The organism is Thalassolituus sp. (genome assembly GCF_984348125.1).
Genome location: NZ_CFHJLR010000007.1, coordinates 110,250 through 136,517 on the forward strand (window position 1 = coordinate 110,250; position 26,268 = coordinate 136,517).

Here is a 26,268-nt window from a genome sequence, read left to right on the forward strand (position 1 = left end):
CGGAGCTTACTTAACGAATTAAAGCGTCAGCGAGGCCGTCACAGCAAGGCAAAAATCTTCGAGAAAGCGGAGTTTACTTTAGTAAATGAGCATTTCGAGAAGGTTTTTAACGCCGCTGTGACAACGCAGCTAGTTTTAAGATTGAGCCGTCGGCGAAGAAGTCATAGCGCGGCAAACATCGGCCAAAGAAACGGAGCTTACTATTGCTAAGTGAGTATTCTTTGGCCGATGTTTAACAAAGCTATGACGATGCAGGCAGGCTCAGAAGACGATGGTCTTGTTACCGTGGAGCAAAACTCGATCTTCCAGGTGACTCCGCACCCCTCTCGCCAGCACTGACTTCTCAACGTCTTTGCCTAAACGCACCATGTCTTCGACCGTATCGTTATGACTGATGCGGATTACGTCCTGATCAATGATAGGCCCGGCATCCAGCTCCTGGGTCACGTAGTGGCAGGTAGCACCGATCAGTTTTACACCGCGTTCTGCGGCCTGGTGATATGGCTTGGCCCCTACAAACGATGGCAGGAAGCTGTGATGAATATTGATCACTTGCCCAACGTATTGCTCACAGATTTCTGGCGGCAGAATCTGCATATAGCGCGCGAGTACGATGGTATCGGCCTTGTGTTCTTCGACAATCTCTGTCACCCGGCGGAAGTGTTCGGCCTTGTTATCTTTATCAACCGGTACATGAAAGTACGGAATACCGTGCCATTCCACCAGCGAGCGCAAGTCGTCGTGATTTGAGATCACGCATGGGATATCACACTCAAGCTCCCCACTGTGCCAGCGGTGCAGAAGATCAACCAGGCAGTGGCTCTGCTTACTCGCCATCAGGATGACCTTCTTAGGTGAACCACTGTCGCTGAGCTGCCAGTCCATCTCGAATTCGTCGGCAATCGGCGCAAAAGCTGCCTTCAGCCCATCAGCATCAAATGGCAGGGAGTCTGCGCGGATACAATGACGCATAAAAAAGCGTCCGCTAACCGGGTCTGAATAGTGGTTTGCCTGAACAATCCAGCCACCGTGCCCCGAAAAAAACTGGCCAATTTTAGCCACGATGCCGACCCTGTCAGGACAGGAGATAGTCAGCCTGAATACTCTTTCCATAATGTGATACATCACTCAATAACGATAGCCACCAGCTTGCATCCAGAAACCTTTCATGGTCAACTCTTTGACGCTCTAATGACTGTTCAGAACTAAAACAGAGACGGATCTATGTTACTCCTAAGGACACTCTTACTCAGCCTTTTTTTCAGCTTGCCTGCGCATGCATCAACTCTGGCAGAAGAGCTTAGCGTTTTTAAGCTGAGTACCAGTGTTAAGATTTTGCTTCTAAAGTACTACCACGTCCAGGCGGATGAGGGAAATCCTCAACTCGTCGAGGAAGTTCTGCGCCATCGCGAAGAAGTCAGTCTTCAGAAAAGTCTTCTGCTCGAGGATCTTGGAGCTAATTTTCCTGCGAGAACTCAAGGGATCCAGACCCACTGGGACGAATTTAATAGCCTGCTCGATGAGAACATCGCTGAAATCCGCGAAAGCAATTACCCTGAACTGCAAGTCGTCACTCTGATGCGCAAAGCGCAGCGAGCTATGTTGCAGGAATTAGAATTACTTTCTGACCAGATACTGGCAGAAAACGAGCTTACTCTGTCAGAACTCACTGTCTGGCAGCGTCAGCAGAAAAACCTGCTCCTTGAAGTGGTTGAACGTTACATCGAACGTGCGGCGTCCTCTATGGGAGCTCCCCTGACCATTGATAACGTCGACATCCGAGTACTATGCCAGCAGTTTGAGCGCGGTATTGCCGATATGAAGAGCCGCGTCACGGCAAGTGAAGCTCAGCGCCAGCTCAGCAAGATTCATAGCCAGTGGCTGTTTATCGAAACAGCGGCAACCGATACCAATGCGCGCCTTGTTCCGTTTCTGGTGATGCGCTATGCCGACGGTATTCTTGGACGTCTTGATGAGGTTGCTCATCACATCTGAGAGCTGCGTAAGAGGTTTTAGCCGTCGGACGCGCTATACTTAACGCTCAGCAGCCAGAAAAAGTAGCCGATGGGTTTAATTGTTTTCGACATGGGGCGCAGAGTAGAAACGCCCGTAAACAGCCCACGCCGGCGCGTGTCGCCGGTAGAGCGAACTTCTGCGGTTTCCAATATCGAAAACGAGCCTGATCAGGCACTATCATCCGACGATCTGATTTACTCCCCAGAAGGTACCACCGAACGTCAGGAGCATGCTCCACAGACGGTTGCCTTCGCCGCCGACATCATGACCCGTAATGTCATTACCATTCGCCAGGAAACAACAATCCGGGACGCCTACCAGCTCATGCGGGAGCACGACATTCACCATCTGCCGATCATCGACGAACACGATAATCTTCAGGCGTTAATTTCAGACCGGCGCATATTAAGAGCACTGGCCGAGCAACGTTCTATAGAACATGACTCCGTCATGACGGTTGCCGTCAGACCAGTCTATTGCACAGCAGAGAGCACCGACATACGACAGACAGCAAGACTACTTACGGAATATCACATCGGTGCCCTCCCTGTGCTTAATAACAAAGAACAACTGACAGGTATCATCACCCGCAGTGATTTACTGCACCTGCTCAGTGAATATGGCCCGCTGGAATTGTGGGCCTGACATGCCCTTAGGTGGGCATTAAGGAGAATGATTTTGGCTAAACAATATGAGTTAATTCACCCGAAGACACATCTACGCGTGCTTTCGCAGTATGAAATTCAGCAGCTTAAAGATGTCAGCAGCGGTGCTCACGAGCTGCTCCGTCGCTGCTCATTCGCAGTCCTCTCTGCCGGAAGCCTGGAGGATGACTACACCCGACTGGAAGAGAGCTACAAGAACTTCAATATCACTGTCGAGCAGGAAGAGCGCGGCATTGTATTGCAACTCAGCGGTGCGCCAAGCGGTGCATTTGTTGACGATGAAATTATCCGGGGTGTACGCGAGCAGCTTTTTTCTGTGCTGCGGGACATCCTCTATGCGGAAGAAAATATCCTGAAAGCCCATCGTTTTGATTTAGATAAAAGCGAAGATATTACCAATGCGGTATTCCATATTCTGCGCAATGCAAACCTGCTAAAGCCAGACGTAGAACCTAAACTAGTCGTCTGTTGGGGTGGGCATTCCATTCCGCCTAACGAATATCAATACACCAAGGAAGTCGGCTATGAACTGGGGCTTCGAGGCCTTGATATCGGTACGGGCTGTGGTCCAGGTGCCATGAAAGGACCGATGAAAGGTGCGACCATTGGCCATGCTAAGCAGCATATCCGAAACGGTCGCTACATCGGTATTACCGAGCCCGGTATTATTGCTGCCGAATCACCCAACCCAATCGTCAACGAGTTGGTGATCCTGCCGGATATCGAAAAGAGGCTGGAAGCCTTCGTTCGCATGGCGCACGGAATTATTATTTTCCCTGGTGGCCCGGGTACCGCCGAAGAGATCTTATATATCCTCGGTGTTTTGTCGCACCCGGCAAATAAGGATATTCCCTTCCCTCTGATAATTACCGGCCCAGAAGAAACCCGGGCATATCTCGAAGACATTAATCGCTTCATCGGCGATACGCTCGGAAAAGAAGCTCAGGCGCGTTATGAACTGGTGATTAATGATCCGGTGACGGTTGCGAGAAAAATGAAAGCCGGTATGGAAGCCGTTCGACAGTATCGCCGTGATAACAACGACGCCTACTTTTTCAACTGGACCTTAAAAATCGATCATGATTTTCAGGTGCCTTTTGAACCGACCCACGCCAACATGAAAACCCTTCGTTTAACGCACGATGCTCCGTTCCATGAGCTGGCCGCAGATCTGCGCAGAGCATTTTCAGGTATCGTGGCCGGTAACGTGAAGGCCGATGGCGTTAAGCTGGTGCGTAAGCATGGGCCTTATGAAATTCACGGCGACGCAGATATTCTCGACGGTATGGACCGTTTACTGCGAGCCATGGTTGACCATGGCCGAATGAAAATCAGTGGAAAATATGATCCGTGCTACCGGATCGTAAAATCCTGAAGGTTATTGTTTTGCGCTGAGGCGTGCTGCTGCCTTTCCGGATAGGTTGGCAGCACGATCCATGACATGGAAAATGACGTTCTGCTCGTTCACGCCAGACACCATTGCGGCCCCCGGACCTGTTGCATAAATCGCCACATCTTCACCGCCATGCGTTTCTGAATCACGTGGAATCAGAGCCTCCTGATGATAACCAGCGGCCTCCGTATTCATACCGGTAATATCTTTACGTCCTGCATTAATTGGCTCTTCGTATACAAGTTCGGCGTCTGTTTCACCACCCAGGTGATGATGTCCGCGACCGTTCATATAACCCAACGTAGTATACGGCAGGCCGTCACCGGCCATGGTGGGTTCTGTCTCACCGGGCGCAACGACTTTACCAAGAATAGGATTACCGCGCTTAGGATACCCTGCAATGGTAAATACATGACTGTGATCAGCAGTAACGATAATCAAAGTATCTTCCGGAGAAGTCATAGACTCGGCGAGAGCAACAGCATCAGAAAACTCTCGGGTCTCATTGAGCGCATTAAACGCATTTCCGGCGTGGTGCGCATGGTCAATACGACCGGATTCCACCATGAGAAAGAACCCCTCCTCACTGCCTGACAACAACTTAATCGCTTTTTCTGTCATCTGGCTAAGTGATGGCTCCCCTAATGTGTCCTGGTTGCGATCTGCCTCAAACCGCATATGCGCCTCTTCAAACAACCCCAACACAGGAGTACTGCTCAACTGATTAAACCCCTCTTCATCGATAACCAGTTGACCTTGCGGATTCTGGGCTTTCCATTCTTCCATCAGATTACGGCCATCAGTACGATCACCTTCTACCGTACTTCTGGCATCGGGGGTATTAGACTGAACATCATCAGGAAGAAAATGTCGACGACCGCCACCAAAAGCGAGTTCGATGCCATCTACCGCGACACCATAGTCTTGCAAAGTACGTTGCCTGAAACTCAGAAACTGCGAAGCAATATCCTCGCAGCCTGCTTCAACTGCAGCTTCCGGCATATCCGAAATATCTTCCCAGTTGCGTTCAGAAGAATATGCGTAAGTAGCCGCCGGAGTCGCATGGGTTAAGCGAGCTGTCGTGACTATCCCAGTTTTCTTACCGGCTAACTCAGCGAGAAGCAGAGCCGAAGGGACTTCATCCTCCACACGGTGACAAAGACCACGTTCTGCGCTCTCAGCCAGACCAATAACACCGGCGTCCGTCTTAACACCAGACATCATTGCGGTCATAGTGCCTGCTGAATCAGGAGTCTGAGCATCAACATTGTAGGTTTTACTTAAACCAGTAAAAGGAAATTTCTCAAAACTGAGCAGATTCTCCTCACCACTCATGCCCTGCTGCTGTCCGGCGTAGATTCGGGCGGCTGTGACTGTTGATATTCCCATGCCGTCACCAACAAACAAGATCACGTTCTTGGCAGGTGTAGTCTCTCGTAAAACTTCGCGTTTACTTTTTATGGCAGACCACCCCTCGACAAACCAGGCGTTATCCTGAGGTAAGAAGTCCAGTGGTGCTTCGTTTTTAGTCTCATAGAGACACCCAGTCATTGAAATAACAAGAGAGATTAGAGTACCAACGTAAACACTGCGCATCGTTATTTCCATTACTAAAAACCTTAGAACATTAACCTTTGGATTTTACATATTTATTAATACCCATGCCTTTTTATCCGCATTTTTTGTAATAAATAATTCACCACCTGGGTTACAGAAGTTAAACATTTCTGTCACAGACCACACTTAGCCCGAGCGCTCCTGAAACCTATAACGAAGCAATATTGGGGAACCGTGATGAAACTGAAATTATTAGCAATCGCTGTAGCATCAGCGTCACTGCTGACTGCTTGTGGTGGAGAAGATGGTGACGATGGTCGCGACGGTCTGAATGGACTGAATGGCCAGAACGGAGTTTCGCCTGACGCAGCTCCGGGCGCACCAGGCTCAGATGGTGCCAACGGTGAAGATGGCCAGGATGGCGCCGACGGTAAAGATGGTGCGAATGCTGACGCCGGTGCAGGTACTCTGACGCGCATCGCGACTGTACCTTCCGGTGCTGAAGTAACGGGGCTGTTTCTGACCGAAGACGGTGATCTGTTCTTCAATGCGCAACACCCAGCAGGTAGCAACATGGAAACTGATAACAACGGTGTCGCTTACAACACAGGTACCGTTGGTGTGATAGAGGGTGTTAGCTTTAATAATCTGCCAAACACACTGATTTCAGTAGCGGTTCCTGAGTCTGACTACGAGCGCCAGACGATTCAGACAGCTTACGGTTCTTACCGTGTTATTGGTCAGACTGGCGACCAATACGAGGGTGAGCTCAGCGAAGGGCTGGGTCATATTTATAATCTCGCTGGTGACGCTCTGATCCTTGAAAACGACATGCCAGACTTCAATGGCTTCGTATCTACAGGTGCAAACACTGGCTACCTCTTCACTAACTGGGAAGAGTATCCGGGTGGTATGAGCCGTATCGGGCTGAGCAAATCCGCTTCTGGCGAATGGTCTGTAGAAGATGCCATGATGGTGAACTTTGCAAACGTAAAAGGTACGGGTGCTAACTGTTTCGGCTCTGTTTCACCTTGGAATACACCACTGACATCTGAAGAGTGGATCGTGAACTCTGATGTTAACTCGACCACTTACGCTAGCTGGAACGACCCTGAAGAAGTGGCCAACAACGATCGTCTGAATCGCTTCTGGCAGCTGATGGATGAGCCTGTTAACCCGTACGATTACGGCTACATCGTTGAGATCACCAACGCTGTTTCACCAACGCCTGTACCGGTTAAACACTTCACCATTGGCCGCTACGAGCATGAAAACTCGGTCGTTATGCCAGACCGTCGCACTGTTTACTCTTCACAGGATGACACGGGTGGCGTTCTGTTTAAGTTCGTTGCTGACACAGCTGAAGACTTGAGCTCTGGTACGCTATACGGCGCTAAGCTGACTCAGGATGCGGGCGTAAATGATCCAGCGGTTACAGGCTTTGATGTTGACTGGGTAGAGCTTGCGACTTCTGACAACTCAACCATCGAAGCTTGGGTTGATGAGTTTGATGGTATCAGCACTGAAGACTATGTCGATGGCGAAACCAGCTATATGACGGTTGCAGACGTTGAAGCCTGGGCAGCCTGGGTAGTTTCAGGTCGCCCTGCGAACACTACTTACCCAACCGTAGAAAACGGTGGCGGCAAAGTCACTGCGGGTCAGCCAATGGATGACCGTGCAGCCTTCCTCGAATCACGTCAGGCCGCTAAGCAATTGGGTGCAACGGCAGAATGGCGCAAGCTGGAAGGTATCAGCATTCATGCTGGTCGAGTTCAGGAAGCCATTGAAGGCATCGACCTGATTCCGGGTGAAGAAGTCGAGAACGCATACATGTACATGGGTATCGCTGATATTGATAACACCATGATCGACGGAGAAGGCGACATCCAACTTTCTGGTCGCGTGAAAGATTGTGGTGGTGTATTCCGTGCATTGATCGATTCAGATTACAGCCTGAGCCGTATTGAACCAGTTGTGATGGGTGCGACCTACCGCAGTTCACTGGATGGTGCAGAGCGTTGTGATGTGGACAACCTGTCTCAACCTGACAACGTTATCGTTATGCAGGACGGTCGTATTCTGATCGGTGAAGATGGCTTCCAGGAAAACAACACTCTGTGGATGTACGAGCCACACCATAAGTAAGACAAAGTATTAGTACAAATATGTAAGACCTTTCAGGGGGAGAGCTTTCTCCCCCTATTTTCTTTCCGGATGTAAGTATGAAAAACCTGATTAGAATCCTGGTACTACTGCCATTACTAAGCGCGTGTAATCAAGACGTAGATACTCATTTCAAAGCCCATTCAGATACCAAAACAATAAAAAAATCTGAAACAGCTTTATCAGACGAAGTTCAGCCTGCCTATCAGCCTGGGGATGACATCCCTGCAACGGCGTACATTGAGCACGATGAAATTTATAACCCTGAGGCCGTCATCCCACCTCAGTGCTATACCCGTACCGATGGTAAGAATAACCCTTGTTATGTCTGTCACCAGACGTACACCGATGATCGTCCGAATGTAATGAAAGACGTTTATCTGCAAGGCCTTTACGATTTCTCAGATGCGGGGATGACAAACAGCTGGAAGAATCTCTTTAAAGACAGAAGCGAAGAAATCAAAAATATTCCCGATGATCAGATTCTCAATTGGGTAAATACAGACAACTACTCTGATTGGATAGAGCGCGAGAGTCAGCGCGAAGAGTCTGCTGCTCCCCCTATGTTCCTGGAGAACCTGGCAGATCCGGTGAAAGCATTTGATGAACGAGGGGTCGCTCGCGACGGTAGTCACTGGATCGCATTTAACTACAAACCATTCCCTAGCGCCTTCTGGCCAACAAATGGTTCTACTGACGATGTCATGATTCGTTTACCCGCAGAATTCCGCGAAATAGACGGAAAATACTCTGAGGCTCTGTACTTCGCGAACCTATCACTTCTGGAGCTGACAATGAAACGGCTCAGTGGTATTTCAATTCCTACGGTGAACGAACGTGACATCGGCTCTGATGTTAATGGCGACGGTGTTCTGACCGAGAATGTCTCTGAGTTGGTTCGTTCAGGTAACTATCTCGGTGATGCCTCAGATATTCCGGTCGAAGATATGCTTTACCCTGAAGGAACAGAGTTTCTGCACACTGTTCGTTATGTCGGTGTAAACAATGATGGTGATATCTTCGTACCCAAGCGTATGAAAGAAGTACGCTACATGAAGAAGCATCAACTCAAGTCTGCTGTTGCGCTCCGCAGTGCTTACTTTCTCGAAGCCAAGGAAAAGCACCTGGGTAACCTTCCGCTGACCGTTCACATTGGTGAACGAGGCATAGATAACCGCTTTGGCTGGACACTGAATGCCTACATCGAAGATCAACATGGTGAACTCCGTAAGCAGAACAAACAGGAAATGGCATTCTGCAATGGCTGCCATAAAACGGTCGGTAGTACGATTGATCAGACATTCTCTTTTGCCCGTAAAGTGGAAGGCGAAGACGGCTGGGGTTACATCGACCTGAAAGCGATGAAAGATGTCCCTACCATCAATGAAACTCAGGGTGAGTACCTGACCTACTTTGAACGTGTGGGCGGTGGTGATGAATTCCGACAGAACAAAGAGATGCAGAAGAAATACTTTGAGAACGGAACGGTTAACAAGGAAAAAGTTAAGTCGGCAGATTCAGTGTATGAGCTGATCACTCCGAGTCGCGACCGGGCGCTGGCTCTGAATAAAGCCTATAAGCGTATTGTTGAAGAACAGAGCTACATCTTTGGTCGCGATGTTGTGCTCTCACCGGCCAGCAACGTTATCGAGAATATTGATGCCGAAATAGCTCCGCTCGAAAATGATTTCCGGTATAGCTATGACATACGTCTGAATTGGGGAGCGTCTTCAGATATGAATGAGCTCGTCAGTAATCATTACTGAGTTCTCGTAATCAGTTTGCGTGCTGTAGCGTATCCGGACGCTACAGCACGCCTTTTCTTCTCTCCAGTATAATCAGTGAGCGTGACCATGCCCTTCAATTGCATGACCGTGCTCGTCGTAGAACCCACTGGCACCATGTTCCACAAAGCCCCAATTGATCATCTTCTTCACAAATGGATTCTCCTCAGAGTCACCGATATCAGCAAAATCTATGAGAGTGTAATCGTCTCTCGAAACCAAACGCTGCTGAAGCCCAGAATCACCTTGCTCAGTCAACGACCATGCGAGAACCGGATTTTCATAGCTTACAACGATCTGCTGGGCAGGTAGCCAGACAAGCTTTTCTTTCTGCGCCTCTGATTCCCAAGTTTCTACCAGCTCACAACCGCTGCCCTGCTTGGATACCAGTGTCATGCTGTCACGAACATCCGCAGGTACTGCCAGAGATATTTCCTGCCAGACCCGATCCTCATTCCCTCTGAAGTCTTCGGCCTGATATTCAATACCATGCTTTTCAGAATCAACGTAGCGAATCAACTTAAGGCGGCCTGCAGGGGAGTGATACCAATACTCAACAACGCCGGTTGTCAGATCTTCACGGACAACTTCCCTGCCAGCTCTGTGAATAGCGATCTCTTTAGTATTTCCTTGTGACGTTACCTGATATTCCAACGAAACTGGAGAAACACAGTCGCTTGCACTAACTGCAGCTGAAGCCGAAGCGGCTATGGCCGCGAGACTCAAAGTAATAAGTGTTTTCATAATCTTCAATCTGTATTTATTTAAACGGAAAAAGGGGCCAGTAAGGCCCCTTGAACTATCGAGCAGTATTAAGGCTGATTTACAACAGCATCGGCACGATTGGCCAGATCTCCAGCGAAGTTCATCACGTGAAAAATAATGCTCTGCTCATTCGTACCTGAAACCAGGTGAGCACCAGGTCCTTTCGCATAGATACCGACATCTTCACCTGAATGCGTTTCTGAACTCATTGGAATCAGAGCTTCCTGGTGGAAGCCTGGAGCAGTTGTGTCGACACCAGACAGATCGACACGACCTGTGTTAATGGCAGCACCGTACCCCGCATCTGCATCCGTTTCAGATGGATCGACAGCAACATGGCCGCGACCATTCATGTAGTTCAGAGTGGTATATGGCATGTCGTCAGATGCCAGGCTTGGCTCGTCAGCACCAACGGCAACTACTTTGCCCAGAATTGGGTTTCCACGCTTCGGATAGCCTGCAATAGTGAATACATGGCCGTGGTCGGCAGTGACAATAATCAGCGTATCGCGATTACTGGTCAGCTCATCTGCGATAGCAACCGCTTCAGACAGCTCAATCGTATCCTGCAATGCGTTATAGGCGTTGCCGGCGTGATGAGCGTGGTCAATACGACCCGATTCGACCATAAGGAAGAATCCCTCTTCGTTATTGTCGAGGATCTTAATGGCTTTCTCTGTCATCTCTGCCAGAGATGGCTCACCAGCGACATCATTTGCACGGTCTGCTTCATACTGCATATGCGACTCGTTGAACAAACCAAAAAGGTGAGTCGTCAGTTCAGGATCGATAGCGTCAAAGCCCGCCTGATCATAAACGTAGAAATCCCCCGGAGCGTTATACTGAGCAGACCACTCATTCGTCAGGTTGCGACCATCAGTACGATCGCCTTCAACTGCGCTGACTGCATCCGGGCTGTTAGCCTCGGCTTGTTTTGGTAGGAAGTGACGACGACCACCACCCATTACAACTTCGATACCATCAATATCGAGCATAGAATCAGCGTGACGCGTTTCCAGGTTTTCTTCAAACTCGACCAGCTGCAGAGCGATATCGGCGCAACCCTCTGCGCCCGTCTCTGGCATATCAGAGTTATCTTCCCAATTGCGGTCTGCAGACTTTGCGTATGTCGCAGCAGGTGTTGCATGCGTAATACGAGCGGTAGAAATAATCCCGGTCGACATACCTGCAATCTCGGCCAGCTCAAGTGCCGTCGCCAGCTCATTACCTGCAACAGATGAGCAATCACCACGTGCGATATCTTCGTCTACACCGATGGTACCAACATCCGTTTTTGCACCCGACATCATTGCAGTCATCGTACCTGCGGAGTCTGGAGTCTGAGCGTCGACGTTATAAGTTTTGGACAAACCACTGAACGGAAAATTACCGAAGCTCAGGCTGTTTTCTTCACCCGACATTCCTTTCATCTGTCCTTCCAGAATCCGGGATGCAGTGACGGTTGAAACGCCCATACCGTCACCAACGAAGAGAATAATATTTTTCGCTTCACCCGCCTCTTCGATAATTGTATTCACCGCACTCTGAGTGCTTGCTACTTTCTGAGACGCCTGAATATACCAGTCATTATTTTTGGTATTTGCAAGAACATCGGAAAGTTTAAATGGCAAATCTTCCACCAGACCAGGGGCTCCATCTGCACCCGGTGCACCATCAACACCATTTGAACCATTCACGCCATTCTGACCGTCGACACCATCACGACCGTCATTTCCATCTTCACCGGCACAACCAACAAGCGTCATTACTGCGGCAACGATCGCTGTATGTAATAAATTAAGTTTCATCATTTTCTCCTCAGTCTCAGTCAGCCAGCAGATTCAAAGAGCGGCCAATAATCTGGAAGACCAGATTCTGTTCAACAACGCCCTGCACCAGATGAGAGCCTGGGCCTGTCGCGTGCAATGTAATATCTTCACCAGCGTGAGTCTCAGAAGACATTGGAACCAGAGCTTCCTGGTGATAACCCGGCGTTGTTGTATCGATTGCGCTCAGATCCTGACGACCCGCATTGATCGCTTCGCTGTAACCCGCGTCCGAATCAGTTTCCTGCCCCAGATCCATCATGCCGCGACCATTGGTGTAGCCGAGCGTTGTGTATGGGAGTCCATCAGATGCCAGCGCGGGGGATTCACCACCTACCGGTACGACTTTGCCCAGAATTGGGTTACCGCGTTTTGGATAGCCTGCAATAGTGAATACATGGCTGTGGTCAGCAGTAACGAGAATCAAAGTTTCTTCTGGATCAGTGCTGTCAACCGCGGCCTGAACAGCATCAGCGAACGCCAGCGTATCTTCGAGAGCACCAGCCGCATTTCCTGCGTGGTGTGCATGGTCAATGCGACCAGACTCAACCATCAGGAAGAATCCTTTATCGTTGTTATCTAAAATATTGATAGCAGCTTCTGTCATCTCAGCAATTGATGGTTCACCAGCAATATCGTTCTCGCGGTCTGCTTCGTATTGCATGTGAGATTCATTGAACAAGCCAAGAACACGCTCTGTAGATTCAGTATCAAGCGCGTCAAAACCGGACTGATCGATTACGTATGTACCGTTCGGGTAAGCATCCTGCCATTCAGCTGTCAGATCACGACCATCAGTACGATCACCTTCCGTCGAACTGACTGCGTCAGCTGAATTGAATGCAGCATCTTTGGGCAAGAAGTGGCGACGTCCACCGCCCATGGCGACTTCGATACCATCGACATCGACGCCCGGGTAGCGCTCTTCGAGGTTGTCTTCAAAATTCACCAGCTGCGATGCAATATCCTCGCAGGCGAAAGCCGCAGATGGCATATCTGAATTATCTTCCCAATTTCGATCCGCCGCGTGAGCATAGGTCGCCGCTGGAGTGGCGTGTGTAATGCGGGCTGTTGAGACAACGCCGGTAGACAGACCTTTAATTTCAGCAAGTTCCAGCGCGGTCACAACTTCGTTTCCAGCAACGCTGTAGCAATCGCTGCGGATGACGTCTTCGTCAACACCAATTGTGCCGACGTCAGTCTTAACACCGGACACCATAGCCGTCATGGTTCCGGCAGAATCAGGCGTTTGTGCATCGACGTTGTAGGTTTTAACAAGCGCAGAATATGGGAAACTTTCAAACGAGAGGTAGCCTTCCTCTCCGTCCTGACCTTGTTTCTGACCCTTAAGAATACGGGCAGCAGTCAGTGTAGAAATACCCATGCCGTCACCCACGAAAAGGATCACGTTCTTGGCGTTGGCAGCGGGCAGCTCCATGGCAGATTTATTCATTACAGAGGTTTCTGCATCGGTGAACCAGGCATTTTCAGCCTGATGCGCAGGCACTGCGGGCGCCGCCTGGGCTACTGAGCTGACTGCGGAAGCAGCAATTACAGCAGCAAGTAGTTTCATTTTAGTGGTCATAACTCACCTGTTCTCAAGTTCAAATCGGGCTATCCGAAAATTAAAAGCGAGGTGAGCTTAGGGAGCGTAAATGACGTTTTTTTTACGAATAAATGTCATTCACAAGTAGGAATGTTATACCATTACAGTAACCATAACAGATAAAGACTACAGATTTCTTACGCTGTCATAATCAGTTACATGGTCAGACTTTTTTCAACCAGGCCAGAGATCACGGGGCTCGCAGCAAACAACCTGAAACGCCTCGACTGTTCTTGACGGTCCATGACCCCAGCTGAACGACAAACAGGACATTAATAAGTAATTGGTCAATAGCGTCTTATTGAGACCACCACACGCCGGTTGGCCTTCCGCTGTTCGTTCAGTGGCAGGTCATCCAGCCCCTCCTTTGGGCGACTGTCAGCATATCCGGATGCTTTCAGTCGCTCCTTTTCGATACCGCTCTCAAGCAGGTACTTCACAACTCCGGTCGCACGGGCGGAGGATAGCTCCCAGTTAGAGGGAAACTGCTCATTCGAGATAGGCAGATCATCTGTATGCCCTTCCACTTCGATCATGTGCGAGCCGTGACTGACATCACGGATTACACGACTCAGTTCCTGCAGTAGCGGTGATGCCGCCGGCTTCAGTGATGCTGCGCCGGAGTCGTATAACGCAACATTCGCAAACTCTACCTGCACACCACGAGGGTCGAGCGTAACCGACACCTGATCCTGTAGACCATTCTGCTCAATATAATCATCAATGCCTTGGCGGATGTCGGTAAAGGGAGTCGTGGTGGTTTCTGATGAGATAACTTCAGCTAACCCTTCTTTTAACGATTCGATCTTTCCCTCATTGAGATCGGATACCGCGAGAATCATGACGAAAAAAGCTAACAAGAGCGTAATTGCATCCGAGTAGGTCACCAGCCAGGAGCTGGAAGAATCGTCAAAGTTAGGGCGGCGCCGGCGCAACCCCCGCTGGCGGCTGGCGTGACTCATTACAACTCTCCCGAGAGTGCCTGATCACGCACGGAAGGTTTGATAAAGGCGTTCAGGCGATCCTGCATATAGAGCGCAGTCCGCTTTTCACTCAGCAAGACAAAACCCTCAGAGATCAACTGATGGCGGAAATACATGGTTTCCTGCTTTTCAGTGACCTGATTCGCTGCGGGCTTAAAGAATAAATTCGAAAGCAACACACCGTATAGGGTCGTAATCAGCGCCAGCGCTAATCCCTTGCCCAGCCCCGCCATATCGCCGTTCAGGTTATCAAGCATGATAATCAGACCGACAATCGTACCGACCATACCAAAACCCGGTGAGTAAACGGCCATAGTGTTGAGCACTTTGCCTTCCAGAGTGTGGCGCTGCCAGGTGGCATCCATCTGATCAGTGAGCATGGTCCGGATATCATGGTTCGCGTATCCGGCGCCCATCAGATCAATGCCCGCACGAATAAACTCGTCGTTATTTTCCTGCTTCGTCAGTGATTGTTCGAGCGCAACAATGCCCCCCTGACGGTAGATACTGCTCCACTCAACAAATCGTCTCGTTACTTGCTTCAGGTGCTTCTGCGACGTCGGTGGGTGAAAGAAGGTATGGAGCATACTGCGCATCGCATGCAGCACATCGGCCGTCGAATAACTTATCAGCGCGGCCGCCATCGTGCTACCAAACACAAGTCCAAAACTCGACAGACTAATGAAGATAACGTGATTATCAGTGGCACTGGCAACAGCAAAAGCCAGCAGGCCGATACCTGCGCAGAAACCAATGAGCGTACTGAATGAAAATCGAAACACTGACGTTGCCCCTGTTGTTGTCTCTTGATCTGCAGATTTCTGAATCGATTACTGTGCTGGTTTCACATCCGCCAGCTCATCCATAGAGAAACGGCCTTCACGAATGATTTCCCGCATCTTCTGAACCACCTGTCGACGCGCTGACTCGACTTGTTCCTGTGCAGTGTCAGACTCAGATACTTTCAATTCATTAATAATCCCCGCCCGTAACTTCGCTGGCAGCGCAGCCAGTACGTGGCGCTTAAATTCAATGGATGTATTACATAATGACGCGGTCAGAACGCCTGCATCGATAGATCGTAGCTCGTTCGAGATAATACGATCTGGCGTGCGCGACAGGTCGGCGTAGGTAAAGTACACCTGACGCAGCCTGTAATAGGTTTCGGGCTTCTCGGACTTCAGTGTTTTGAGCATCCGCGTCTCTTCACTGGTCGTCATACGGTCAAGCATACCGATGAGAACAGACAGACCGTCGGCGGTGATATTCTCGAACGAAGGCACAGTGAGTGAGGCTTTAGCCAAACGGTCAGCAACATCTTTAAACGCCGATACAGGCAAGCTTTCAAACTGCCCAAGCTCGAAAGCGATGGCAGCGAGTTCCCGCTCGTCGAGACGTAGAATAATATCTGCAGAGCGCTGCGCAGGTAGCTGTGACATCACCAGAGCTTTAATACGGATATCTTCATCCTTGATGAGGTACAGTACCTGCGAGTCGTTAAGTTTATTCAGGAAAGCGAACGGCTGGGTATTAGACGCATCATCCTGCTGACGCTCAAGCCGCTGAGAAAACTGCTCCATGCCTTCAGAGAGTTGCTCTTCACTCCACTCTCCTTCCTGCAGCAATTCGTCAATCTGCTTCCAGTCCGCAGGCGTCAGGTGTGGCGCCAGACTGGCAAAAAGACTTTTACCCATCGTGGCTGACAAAGAAGCAACCTCAAACGCCTGAGCACTACCTAGTGCCTGAGACACAGCCTGCTGAAAACGATGTGGCTGAGATAACCCCTGGCTGACTAAACGTTGGCGAGATTCGTTAATCCGGTATCTGAGTGCCGCCGCCTCACCCTCTGACTGACGTGCTACAGAATGTTGGCTCACAGATTCGGTTCCGCTGGCTGCATTTACCGGTGCTGTGGACACAGGCTGATTAAGCCGACGCCACAGTGCCGCAAACGCCAGCACTAACAACAAGCCAACAACCAGCAAGGTCACCAGCCAGATCCAGGGGCTGTAAGACTCCCAGAACGTGAGTGGCGTTTCTTCTTTCTTCAGATGACTGAACGCCGTTTTGACGATGTTCAGCGTATCGCCACGGAGTTCATTAATCTGAGCTTTACGCGTGACCAGATTTTTAAGAAATTCTATCTGTTCATCTTTCAGTGCATTGTCGACGACCAGTGTAATTTCAAGCTTCTTGATGATATTGCGATAGCCAATCGTCTTTTCTGAAGGCTTACCACCGCTTGACTGGCTCTGACTTTGCTGCGCTACGTTCTTCAACTTGTCAGCGTAAGTGATTATCTCCTGACGCTCTTTTTCAAGTTGTTGTAGCTGACTACGCAGCGCCCTTAGCTTTTCATTATTTTCTTTAAGCAATGGCATTTCGCTGACGGGCAGGCCCGGCAGTTCTTCAAGCTCGTCGATGCCGGTTGCATCAATATCAGGAAGAGAGAGAGTGCCGCTTACCCGAGGCTCTGCGGGCAACTGTGGCGCTGCTGCTTGCTGTTGACCTTCAGAGTTCTCACGAACGACGGTGCGCGCTCGTTCGATAACTGCATCGACCTGAATGATAAACCGATTATTGCCGAGATAAGATTCAATATCCTGACGAAGGCGCGCCTCCAGGTCACTTCGGAAACGTGCTTCTTCTACCTCGTCCTTTTTAACCGGAACTTCAAACGTGTCTTGGGCAAGAACAGGTAATGCCGCAAAAAGAGCAATGGTTATCAGCCATGTCATTAATTCTTTCATCGTCACAGCCCCTTTCATCGCACGCGAGCCAGACTAGCGCGTACCTGATCCAGCTCAGGATCAAGTTCTAATGCCTGCTCCCAGCTCGCTCTGGCCTCGGGTATCAGCCCCATCTTGTAGTAGATACTGCCTTTCAAGGCGTGCGCCTGGGCTGAATCAGGAATCACTTCTAACGCTGCATTCGTCTGATCCAGGGCTTCCCAATATTCTTTTTTATAGAAAAGACTCTGAGCCGAGAGAATGTGTTTCGTCATTGTTTCGCTGCGGCGCAGTTTTTCAGACTCCTGCTCGCTGATTTTTCCGTCGACATCAGTGTGATTTTCAGCGGCACGATCTTCGGCAGCTTCATCCGATAGTCCATCGCTACCGGCAGATTTTTCTGCTTCGCTTTGCGGTAGTTCCATGATGAATTTAACGTCAGAGTCGCCAGCATCAATGGTCATAAGAACATCGTACCCAGCTCCATAACGATGAATATGCATCAGGCCATGTTGTTTCTTTGCCTTGTCAGAGATTTTTTCAAGTTGAGAAATTTCCTCAACAATGACTTCCTCTTCTGTTTTCTTCTCGGCCTCAACCGGTTTACCCGGATCAACCCATGGGCTCGGGTTAAACCCTTTCACCAGACGGTTAGAGCGTTCGTGAGAGCACCCCTGAAGCCCCAGAGAGACCAGAAGCACTGCTGCAATAATTCCTGCTTTCATACTGACTCCTAAAATCTCAGGCCAAGAGAAAGGTCGTAGCTTGCGCCACCGATTTTCCCGGTATCTTCAAGACCCGAGACTTCACTCCACTTCGCCGTGCTTTCAGGAATGTAGGTCACGCCATAATCGATGAACCCATCTTTAAAGAACGGAAATTCAAAACCAAAACGGAAGACGATGGCATTGGTATCATTAAAGAATGCCTGCCCCATACCCAGGTACACTTTGGTATCAATCAGATCGTCCATGCTTGGAATATCGGCAATAATCCGTCCTTCCAGATTGATCCCCGAAATATCGAAGTTTTCGCGGTTAGAGAAGTTGCGGAAATATTCAAAGGCCAGGGTGTATTGAAGCTGGTCATCCAGACTGGTGGTTTCACGACGGCGAATACCAAAGACAGTCAGACCTTTCACATCTTCAGAGTCTGCACTGGAGAGATGATCACGTTCTGCGGAGATACCCCAGGCGCCGACAAGCAGTTCGTAGTTGACGCTATCGAAGCCCTGCACTTCCTCTTCGAGTGTGGTTTTCTTGGAGTATTCTTTCAGCCACAGAAGCTTGTTATCGCGGGCATCCACCATGCGTAAATTAATGGTGAACTTGTTGTCCTGAACGGAAGCGTTCCAGAAAAGAAATGCGTCTGCCCGGACATGCTGCCCGAGCTTACGTAATGCCTGATTGTCTGTAGCAGCATGGCTGATCTCAAGACGGTCTGCACGCATAGCGACTTGCGTAGTGCGGCATTCAAGGCACTGAATAATCTCGAAGCGCCCGCTGTCCAGCATACGCTTCATCAGTTTATTTTCGATCATCAGGTGGACTTGCTTCGGCACCTTACGATGCATCCTGTCACCATTGTGGTACAGGGCTACACGATTGATCTCTTCGGGCAGATCAATCAGCTCTTCTTTAACGAGTGTCTTATCGTCATCAAGTAACTGGGTAAAGCCGGTATACAGTGATGAGCGCATTTCAGGTGGCTCAAGCCCCGGAAGTGACTCCTGAGCCGACACCATAAATGGCAGGCAGAATATCAATACAGATATCAGTGGAGAAAGTGACCGTCGGAACATCAGATGCGTCCTGTAAAAGTAGCGTAAAACGAATACAGTCAGCTTAGTTCAGTTCCCTTTTTTCACATGAAATGTAACTTATCCAAGTGTTTGATAAACAAATGTTTTTCTAATAAGACAAATAAATACGACCAGAATATGACGGAGACAACCGGCTTTTCCGCCGGTGCTCCGACTTTTGTAATCCATCACGGCTCAGTTTCCCGACAGACTGATGTGGATGTCAGAACATTCACATCGATCAGGGTAACGAAGGTCAGAACTTCGTCACCCTGTTTTCATTGGTAACAAATTGTTGGGCGGAAGATGGACCTCAGGTAGACAGATGGTCACAAAGCGCGACCATTTCCAGATCGGCCTGCGTTACGCCGCCAGCATCATGACTCCACCAGGCCACAGCAAGCTCCCCCCAGGAAACCGTTATTTGGGGGTGGTGATTATATTTCTCTGCGAGATCAGCAACGCGCCCGGCAAACCGGAAAGCATCGATAAAATTATCGAAGGTCCAGATCCTGCGGACACAGGCAACACCGCCGACAGATTCACGGTGCCATTCCGGATAGCGAATAAGGTGAGACTTAAGTTCTTCTTCAGTGAGGACATCGGTCATACGAACTCCTTTGACGTATCGATTGTGTTAACTCACTGAGACAAAAAAAGGGAGCAATTGCTCCCTTCTTTACGCACGAATTTGCCAGTCAGTGGCCGCTGACACACAAGTGTCAGCTTTGACTGGAATCAAATCAGACTTCAGTGGCGTTAATGCGCGCAAACCACTCTTTTGGTCCGGTGTTGTGTACCGATTCGCCTTTGCTATCGACCGCAACAGTCACTGGCATATCTTCCACTTCGAACTCGTAGATCGCTTCCATACCCAGGTCATCAAAGCCGACAACTTTCGCGCCTTTAATCGCCTGAGACACCAGATAAGCAGCGCCACCCACGGCCATCAGGTAAACGGCTTCGTTGTCTTTAATCGCTTCAATCGCAATTGGACCACGTTCGGCTTTACCGATCATGCCCAGCAGACCGGTTTCTTCCAGAACGGTACGGGTGAACTTATCCATACGGGTTGCTGTAGTCGGGCCAGCCGGACCAACAACCTCTTCGCGCACCGGATCAACCGGGCCCACGTAGTAGATAAAGCGACCCTTCAGATCAACCGGCAGTTCTTCACCTTTGGAGATCATGTCTACCATGCGCTTGTGCGCAGCATCACGGCCAGTGAGCATTTTGCCAGACAGCAGTACGGTTTCACCCGGCTGCCACTCTTTCACATCTTCTGGAGTGACGGTGTCGAGGTTGACGCGACGAACGCTGTCACCGACTTCCCAGCTGATTTCTGGCCAGTCTTCCAGTTTCGGCGCCTTCAGAGAAGCAGGGCCAGAACCGTCCAGTTCAAAATGGGTGTGACGGGTCGCTGCACAGTTAGGAATGATAGCCACTGGTTTATTCGCAGCGTGCGTTGGGTAGTCAGCTACTTTGATGTCGAGCACAGTGGTCAGACCGCCGAGGCCCTGAGCGCCAATACCCAGCTTGTTCACTTTCTCATACAGTTCAAGACGCAGCTCTTCAGAACGGGTCTGGGCACCGCGCTCCTGCAGTTCCTGAATATTTACCGGCTCAAGCAGGGCTTCTTTCGCAATCTGCATCGCTTTCTCTGCAGTACCGCCAATACCAATCCCCAGCATACCCGGTGGGCACCAACCTGCGCCCATCTTCGGCACCTGCTCCAGCACCCAGTCAACAATAGAGTCAGAGGGGTTGAGCATGGCAAACTTAGACTTCGCTTCAGAACCACCACCTTTCGCAGCCACGTGCACATCCACCGTGTTACCCGGTACTAACTTCATGTGGATGATGGCTGGTGTGTTGTCTTTGGTGTTTGCACGCTTACCGTCCGGATCAGCCAGAACAGAAGCACGCAGAACGTTGTCAGGGTGGGTGTATGCGCGACGAACACCTTCGTTACACATATCTTCGACACTCATGTCGCCTTCGAACTTAACGTCCATACCGATGGTCAGGAAAACCGTCACGATACCTGTGTCCTGACAGATCGGGCGCTTACCCATGGCACACATACGCGAGTTAATCAGAATCTGAGCCATCGCATCTTTTGCGGCTTTTGATTCTTCGCGCTCATACGCCTGGTGTACAGCATCGATAAAGTCTTTCGGGTGGTAGTAAGAAATGTATTGCAGAGCATCAGCAACGCTCTGAATCAGATCTTCTTGCTTGATCACAGTCATCGGGAGGTCTCTCTCTGGAGTTGCAAACGGCAGTCGTAAAAACGCCCACTGGTCAGTGGGCGTTTACTGATGGGCTTATTGTAGCCTAAGCCGGGCCACTCTTGAATCCGCGGCGCTTAAAACGGCCACCATTCTTCTTCAGTTGAACGGGGCTTCGCGCGAATACCTTCGGGGGCATCCGTCTCGTTGTTATCTTCTTCGATAAAGAAAGTCTGTGGCTCTTCCTGTTGTTCAGTTTCCTGAACTTTAGGAGCTGACTTGCTGGCTACGACCGTTTCATCCTGCGCGTCTTCATCACGTGCTTTTGCACGGATCAACTCACGACCATGGTGGTGCAGGCGTGTGTCGTTCATTTCACTGACTGCGAGGTCATGACCAACCAGCTGCAGGGGACCATCGCCGCCCAATGAGCCATCTTCCAGCATCACCATGTTCTGAGGATCAACTTCTGAATAACGCAGGTAATACACCTTACCCGCCTCAAGGTTCAGGTCGAAATCACTGTAGGTACGGAATACCAGATTACCGACGCCTTCGAAGCCGAAAATACCGCGGCGAACAACAAAGTCGTAGGTGCCCGGTTCCATTTCGTACCAGGTGTAGCCGCCGCCTTTGAAGTTAAACAGGCGTTCGCCATTCACGTTGAGGCTCGGCGCTTCGACTTCATCCATCGACCACTCAGTCGCTGGGCGATAGATATACACAAGCGCGTACTTTTCATAATCCCAACGATAACCAACGGATTTGTAGTACTGCCCTTTCGGCGAAAAAAGCCACTTAGGGTATGAACCAAAGTTGTCGAAGGTTGTAATGTGAACACTGCTGCAGCCGGCGATCATTGCGCTTACGGCGGCGGCAGAAAGAATTCTGATTGCTGTTTTTATCATTATTATGCCCTGTTACCGGCTATTGCATCTGCATCGGGTCGGGAGGTTTAACATCTGACAGCCACCCTACACCTATGGCGTAGTGTTACCAACTGTACAGAAAGTAAACCGTCGTGCTATATTGCATTCTACACATAATAACAAAAAGAAACAGCCACAAAGGGAAAGCAAACATGAAGAGTAGTCTGTACACACTTCCCCTCCTGTCGCTTCTGGCGGCGATGCCAGCCATGGCCGCTGACAGCCCGGAACAGGAAAGCGCCAAACAAGCCTACACCTCTCCAGAGATCGAAGTGGCGGTAGAAGCTGCACGTCGTTTTCCGGTGCAGACCGAATATGTGGGTTATGAATGGTATAACCGCACCACAAGCAAAAGTTTTCCTCTGCCGAAAATGCTCAATACTGAAATGAACGAGCTGATCGTTGAAGGCGCGATGGGGCCAACTGCTGCCGGTGTTGCAGCGGCTGAAGATGCGACCCGCCCTGTCAGACGTGTCGCACTTGGGCAGAGCAATGAAGACGAAGAAATTATCGAAACCGATGGCAATCTCCAGCCTTCACCCCGGGCAGACGTTAAGTTGCCACGTGAAGTCGTGATCAATGAATCGCGTGCCGTTAACCGCACCGGCGAGATGATCACGCGCCAGACCCGCTCCGTCGGGACAGTGACCGCGACAGCCCGCTGAGGAAACGTCTCGTGTCGATGCGTCTCTCTATTACAGCACTTATGTTGTCTGTGATTGCATGTCATGTATCTGCAGGTGGCAAATCAGCCACCTCGGAAGACTTCCGCAAAGCCCAGGATGACTACTACGCGAACGACCTCGATGCTGCAATCACCGAGGCTCGCGAGCGCACTCATCACTATGATTACAGCAGCGAGTTTCGTTACGAGCGGACAACCTCTCAAAGTATCCGTTTTTCGCGAATGCTGAATAACGAGCTGGAACAACAGCGCATAGAGACAGCGTCGCTCGCACCTACCAGTGCAGGCAACACGACAGAAGCCGGGCAGATAGATGCTGCAGACGGAGCTCAGGACGATGTCCGAGCCGTAGATTTCATCAGTCAGAACGAAAAACTGCCGAGCGCAGCTCCAATCAATGCCGCTCCCGCGGCAGCAGTCTCTCTACCATCATCAGGCATCTCTGTGCGGGTTAACCAGCGCTAGTCGCGGAGTCGCCGGCCTTCAGTCAGGCCAGGCGACTACGAATGATATCTCTTGCCTTCTTACCCATGAGCAACAACTGACGATCTCTGTGCCAGGTCTGCTGAAATTTGGCCGGAAGGGAAATTTGCAATAGTTCTTCAATAAGCGCATCAAACGCATCCAGCTGAGACCTATCATACCCCGTCGCGCCCGTACGATAGCCGTCCGCTAAAACCTTCATGCACTGAATCAGACTCTGGTGATCATGATGAGCTTCAGATACCCGCAAAACCCAGCCCGCAAAGGCAAGCAATACCATGACGTCTTCGTGGTAGCGAAAGGGTTTGTTAATGCACTGGTGGGCATCCTCTGCAAGGTACCCTGAATCTACCGGACTCGCGGTAAAATCGACCACATGGTGAGGCAGTTCAGGAATGACCGGCTGACCCGGTTTAGCAGGATGAGGAGAAACCCCATCTGCTTTCGCAGAGACGCGCTGACAAATGAGGCCTGACGCGGATCGCGCAATCACATACAGCCAGTCGATACCGTCCATTGCGAGCATGGCATGACTTTTCCGACCGCTGACAGCACCCGCCTCTATAGAAGTTTCCATTTCGGAAAGTGAGCGCAATCCTTTTTCTGACACACAAAGGCAGGCCCACTGCTCCGGTGGCAAGGCAGGGTCTACGGCCCTCATGGCAATCTGATAGGCAGAGAGAAAAGCAGAAGCTGGAATGTCGGAGCGTAGTCCGGCAATAATGGCTGCCTCAGCAGGTGAGGCAGTACGAAGTAACCGAGCCAGGTTGATCCTTAACGTATATGGCGTCGTCACTGAGAGTGCGGGCATTTCTAACGCCCGCACCCAGAGCTCAGGCAACATACAGATTAACCACCAGTCATCGCGTTCTGAATACGATCGAGGCGAATCTGAATATCCTCAATCTCGAGTTTCATATTGGTCAGGTCATCATAACCAACAGAGCCGCCAGATGAAGGTCTGCTCTCCATATTCGCAACATCGCTGCGCAGGCTTTTGATACTGGAACCCAGCATTTCGATGTTCTCTTTATTCTGAGCTATGGAAATTTCCAGACCGGATGGCAAGGCTGCCACAGCATTCTCAAGTTCAGTCACTTTAGAACGGAGAGCTTTCAGATCCGAAGCACTGGCGCCAGATGCGCTGTTCATTGCAGTATTCAGGTTGCCCAGTTTTGCCGTATTGGCATCGATGTCAGCCCGGTTCCGCTTACTGGCGAGGTCCCAGAGTTTACGAATTTCATTATCCTGTTCGCGCAGTACAACCTTAAGGGCATCCACCGACAAATTGGCATTCTCACCCGATGCTGAGAGACGGTTTTCCAATGCCTCAATCTTACTGCCCTGCTGGAGAAGAATTTCCTGAGCGGCTGCGTACTTCTGATCAGACTTCTGCAGAAGCGTGTACATATAACCCGCGGCGCCTAGTGCACCCAGTGCAATCACAAGACCTGCCGCAGCCAGCCCTGAGGAGGCTGATGAGCCCGATGCTTTTGACGCGGCGGCAGGTGGAGGTGGCAGTGTCGCTGCTGCAGCATCTGCCGGAGCGCTTCGCTTCGCAGCTCCCGCTTGCGCAAGGCGTTGCTGAGCCTGGCGCCGCAACTGTTGTTGGCGCAGCGCGATTTCTTCCTCAGTCGGTTTCATTTTTTCTACCTTTATTGTTATTGGCTTACTACTGCTTCCCCACAGCACCATCGAAGCCGGACAAACATGCGCCCGGCTAACCGGAAAAGTTTGCTCAGTTTGTGCAACAGATATTTCCATCGCCCTGGCAACGGCTCCCTGTTTCCGGCGCACTTGCGCGCCTCAACATACCTCAAACCCACGCCAGCTGGGAACATGTAGTGTCCATGAATGTCTACCAGTTGGCAATTTGTAAAGAATTGATCAAGAAGACCTCTATAAACAAGGGGTTATAACGACGTAGCCGGTAATAAGGGCCGGTGTTATTATTTTGAGGAATATAAAAGACGGGCTATTGAAAAGATACTTTTCGACCCCATGTAGGTCGTAACGGACATTTCAAGAGATCCGGCAATCAACCTGAAAATGGAGAGAGACCATGGCGTTCGAACTTCCTGCACTGCCTTACGAAAAAAATGCACTGGAGCCACACATTTCATCTGAGACTCTGGACTTCCACTACGGCAAGCACCACAACACCTACGTTCAGAAGCTGAACGGTCTGGTTGAAGGTACTGATCTCGAAGGCAAAAGCCTGGAAGACATCATCAAGACTTCTTCAGGTGGCGTTTTCAACAACGCAGCTCAAATCTGGAACCACACTTTCTACTGGAACAGCCTGAGCCCTAACGGTGGCGGCGAGCCAACTGGCGCAGTTGCTGATGCCATCAATGCAGCTTTCGGTTCTTTCGAAGACTTCAAAGCTAAATTCAACGATATGGCTGTGAACAACTTCGGTTCAAGCTGGACTTGGCTGGTGAAGAAAGCTGACGGTTCTCTGGACATCGTAAACACCTCTAACGCTGGCACGCCGATCACTGAAGGCCTGACTCCACTGATCACTGTTGACCTGTGGGAACACGCTTACTACATCGACTACCGCAACGTTCGTCCTGATTACCTGAAAGGTTTCTGGGCGCTGGTTAACTGGGACTTCGCGAACGAAAACTTCGCTAAGTAATTCAG

General features: G+C 50.3%; 23 protein-coding genes. 8 read left to right on the forward strand and 15 right to left on the reverse strand.

The features are described from left to right. Positions 1–261 precede the first annotated feature (261 nt). Entirely contained in the window at positions 262–1,113 is an 852-nt protein-coding gene (gene purU / locus AC5E51_RS07170) for a formyltetrahydrofolate deformylase (protein ID WP_068439192.1), read from the reverse strand. A 111-nt stretch (positions 1,114–1,224) separates the two neighbouring features. Between purU and AC5E51_RS07175 the strand changes: the two genes are divergently transcribed. The 3 genes from AC5E51_RS07175 to ppnN all read left to right on the forward strand — a co-directional run bounded on the left by AC5E51_RS07175 (position 1,225) and on the right by ppnN (position 4,056). Beyond that, the gene (locus tag AC5E51_RS07175) at positions 1,225–1,995 is read left to right on the forward strand and encodes a hypothetical protein (protein WP_301378645.1); all 771 of its coding nucleotides are present in this window, start codon (positions 1,225–1,227) and stop codon (positions 1,993–1,995) included. A gap of 69 nt (positions 1,996–2,064) precedes the next feature. Then, the gene (locus AC5E51_RS07180) at positions 2,065–2,661 is read left to right on the forward strand and encodes a CBS domain-containing protein (RefSeq protein WP_068439182.1); all 597 of its coding nucleotides are present in this window, start codon (positions 2,065–2,067) and stop codon (positions 2,659–2,661) included. Positions 2,662–2,688: 27 nt separating this feature from the next. Beyond that, the gene (gene ppnN, locus AC5E51_RS07185; protein ID WP_068439184.1) at positions 2,689–4,056 is read left to right on the forward strand and encodes a nucleotide 5'-monophosphate nucleosidase PpnN; all 1,368 of its coding nucleotides are present in this window, start codon (positions 2,689–2,691) and stop codon (positions 4,054–4,056) included. A 3-nt stretch (positions 4,057–4,059) separates the two neighbouring features. Here ppnN and AC5E51_RS07190 read toward each other — a convergent pair whose 3' ends face one another. Beyond that, positions 4,060–5,682, reverse strand: a complete 1,623-nt coding sequence (locus tag AC5E51_RS07190) for an alkaline phosphatase family protein (protein ID WP_491778374.1) — start codon at positions 5,680–5,682, stop codon at positions 4,060–4,062. A gap of 186 nt (positions 5,683–5,868) precedes the next feature. Here AC5E51_RS07190 and AC5E51_RS07195 point away from each other — a divergent pair, with 186 nt between their 5' ends. After that, entirely contained in the window at positions 5,869–7,779 is a 1,911-nt protein-coding gene (locus AC5E51_RS07195; protein WP_068439188.1) for an alkaline phosphatase PhoX, read from the forward strand. Between the two features lie 77 nt (positions 7,780–7,856). Continuing rightward, complete coding sequence (locus AC5E51_RS07200) at positions 7,857–9,563, forward strand: Aq_1262 family (lipo)protein (RefSeq protein ID WP_297531178.1); 1,707 nt, start codon at positions 7,857–7,859, stop codon at positions 9,561–9,563. Between the two features lie 72 nt (positions 9,564–9,635). Here AC5E51_RS07200 and AC5E51_RS07205 read toward each other — a convergent pair whose 3' ends face one another. From AC5E51_RS07205 to AC5E51_RS07255, 11 genes are all read right to left on the reverse strand, one after another. Continuing rightward, positions 9,636–10,325 carry a hypothetical protein gene (locus AC5E51_RS07205; RefSeq protein WP_297531176.1) on the reverse strand — a complete coding sequence of 230 codons (690 nt, stop codon included), beginning with the start codon at positions 10,323–10,325 and terminating at the stop codon, positions 9,636–9,638. Between the two features lie 68 nt (positions 10,326–10,393). Then, positions 10,394–12,154 (reverse strand): alkaline phosphatase, encoded by a 1,761-nt coding sequence (locus AC5E51_RS07210; protein WP_297531174.1) that lies wholly within the window; start codon positions 12,152–12,154, stop codon positions 10,394–10,396. Positions 12,155–12,170: 16 nt separating this feature from the next. Continuing rightward, the gene (locus tag AC5E51_RS07215; protein ID WP_297531173.1) at positions 12,171–13,757 is read right to left on the reverse strand and encodes an alkaline phosphatase; all 1,587 of its coding nucleotides are present in this window, start codon (positions 13,755–13,757) and stop codon (positions 12,171–12,173) included. A 308-nt stretch (positions 13,758–14,065) separates the two neighbouring features. After that, complete coding sequence (locus AC5E51_RS07220; RefSeq protein WP_491221830.1) at positions 14,066–14,740, reverse strand: OmpA/MotB family protein; 675 nt, start codon at positions 14,738–14,740, stop codon at positions 14,066–14,068. Beyond that, on the reverse strand, positions 14,740–15,543 hold the full coding sequence (locus AC5E51_RS07225; RefSeq protein ID WP_076515440.1) for a motility protein A: 804 nt from the start codon (positions 15,541–15,543) through the stop codon (positions 14,740–14,742). The genes AC5E51_RS07220 and AC5E51_RS07225 overlap by 1 nt, the downstream gene beginning before the upstream one ends. A 48-nt stretch (positions 15,544–15,591) precedes the next feature. Further along, on the reverse strand, positions 15,592–17,499 hold the full coding sequence (locus tag AC5E51_RS07230) for a FliG C-terminal domain-containing protein (RefSeq protein WP_491778375.1): 1,908 nt from the start codon (positions 17,497–17,499) through the stop codon (positions 15,592–15,594). Between the two features lie 26 nt (positions 17,500–17,525). Next, positions 17,526–18,215, reverse strand: coding sequence for a tetratricopeptide repeat protein (locus tag AC5E51_RS07235; RefSeq protein ID WP_068444611.1), 690 nt, complete (start codon positions 18,213–18,215; stop codon positions 17,526–17,528). An 8-nt stretch (positions 18,216–18,223) separates the two neighbouring features. Further along, entirely contained in the window at positions 18,224–19,291 is a 1,068-nt protein-coding gene (locus AC5E51_RS07240) for a hypothetical protein (protein ID WP_297531165.1), read from the reverse strand. 313 nt (positions 19,292–19,604) lie between these two features. Then, the gene (locus AC5E51_RS07245) at positions 19,605–19,901 is read right to left on the reverse strand and encodes a 4a-hydroxytetrahydrobiopterin dehydratase (RefSeq protein ID WP_068444612.1); all 297 of its coding nucleotides are present in this window, start codon (positions 19,899–19,901) and stop codon (positions 19,605–19,607) included. A gap of 133 nt (positions 19,902–20,034) precedes the next feature. Further along, positions 20,035–21,543 carry a fumarate hydratase gene (locus tag AC5E51_RS07250; protein WP_068444614.1) on the reverse strand — a complete coding sequence of 503 codons (1,509 nt, stop codon included), beginning with the start codon at positions 21,541–21,543 and terminating at the stop codon, positions 20,035–20,037. 116 nt (positions 21,544–21,659) lie between these two features. Beyond that, a complete protein-coding gene (locus AC5E51_RS07255; RefSeq protein ID WP_301387614.1) occupies positions 21,660–22,430 on the reverse strand; it encodes a DUF2846 domain-containing protein in 771 nt (256 codons plus the stop codon). 173 nt (positions 22,431–22,603) lie between these two features. Between AC5E51_RS07255 and AC5E51_RS07260 the strand changes: the two genes are divergently transcribed. Beyond that, the gene (locus AC5E51_RS07260) at positions 22,604–23,116 is read left to right on the forward strand and encodes a hypothetical protein (RefSeq protein WP_068444625.1); all 513 of its coding nucleotides are present in this window, start codon (positions 22,604–22,606) and stop codon (positions 23,114–23,116) included. 11 nt (positions 23,117–23,127) lie between these two features. Further along, the gene (locus AC5E51_RS07265; protein WP_301387611.1) at positions 23,128–23,601 is read left to right on the forward strand and encodes a hypothetical protein; all 474 of its coding nucleotides are present in this window, start codon (positions 23,128–23,130) and stop codon (positions 23,599–23,601) included. Positions 23,602–23,623: 22 nt separating this feature from the next. On the opposite strand, the gene AC5E51_RS07270 is transcribed toward AC5E51_RS07265, so the two are convergent. Together AC5E51_RS07270 and AC5E51_RS07275 are read right to left on the reverse strand one after the other, a co-directional pair. Further along, positions 23,624–24,463, reverse strand: coding sequence for a hypothetical protein (locus AC5E51_RS07270; protein WP_068444627.1), 840 nt, complete (start codon positions 24,461–24,463; stop codon positions 23,624–23,626). Between the two features lie 5 nt (positions 24,464–24,468). Beyond that, complete coding sequence (locus AC5E51_RS07275; RefSeq protein WP_068444630.1) at positions 24,469–25,263, reverse strand: hypothetical protein; 795 nt, start codon at positions 25,261–25,263, stop codon at positions 24,469–24,471. A gap of 418 nt (positions 25,264–25,681) precedes the next feature. On the opposite strand from AC5E51_RS07275, the gene sodB reads away from it, so the two are divergent. Then, positions 25,682–26,263, forward strand: a complete 582-nt coding sequence (gene sodB, locus AC5E51_RS07280) for a superoxide dismutase [Fe] (protein ID WP_068444633.1) — start codon at positions 25,682–25,684, stop codon at positions 26,261–26,263. Positions 26,264–26,268 lie beyond the last annotated feature (5 nt).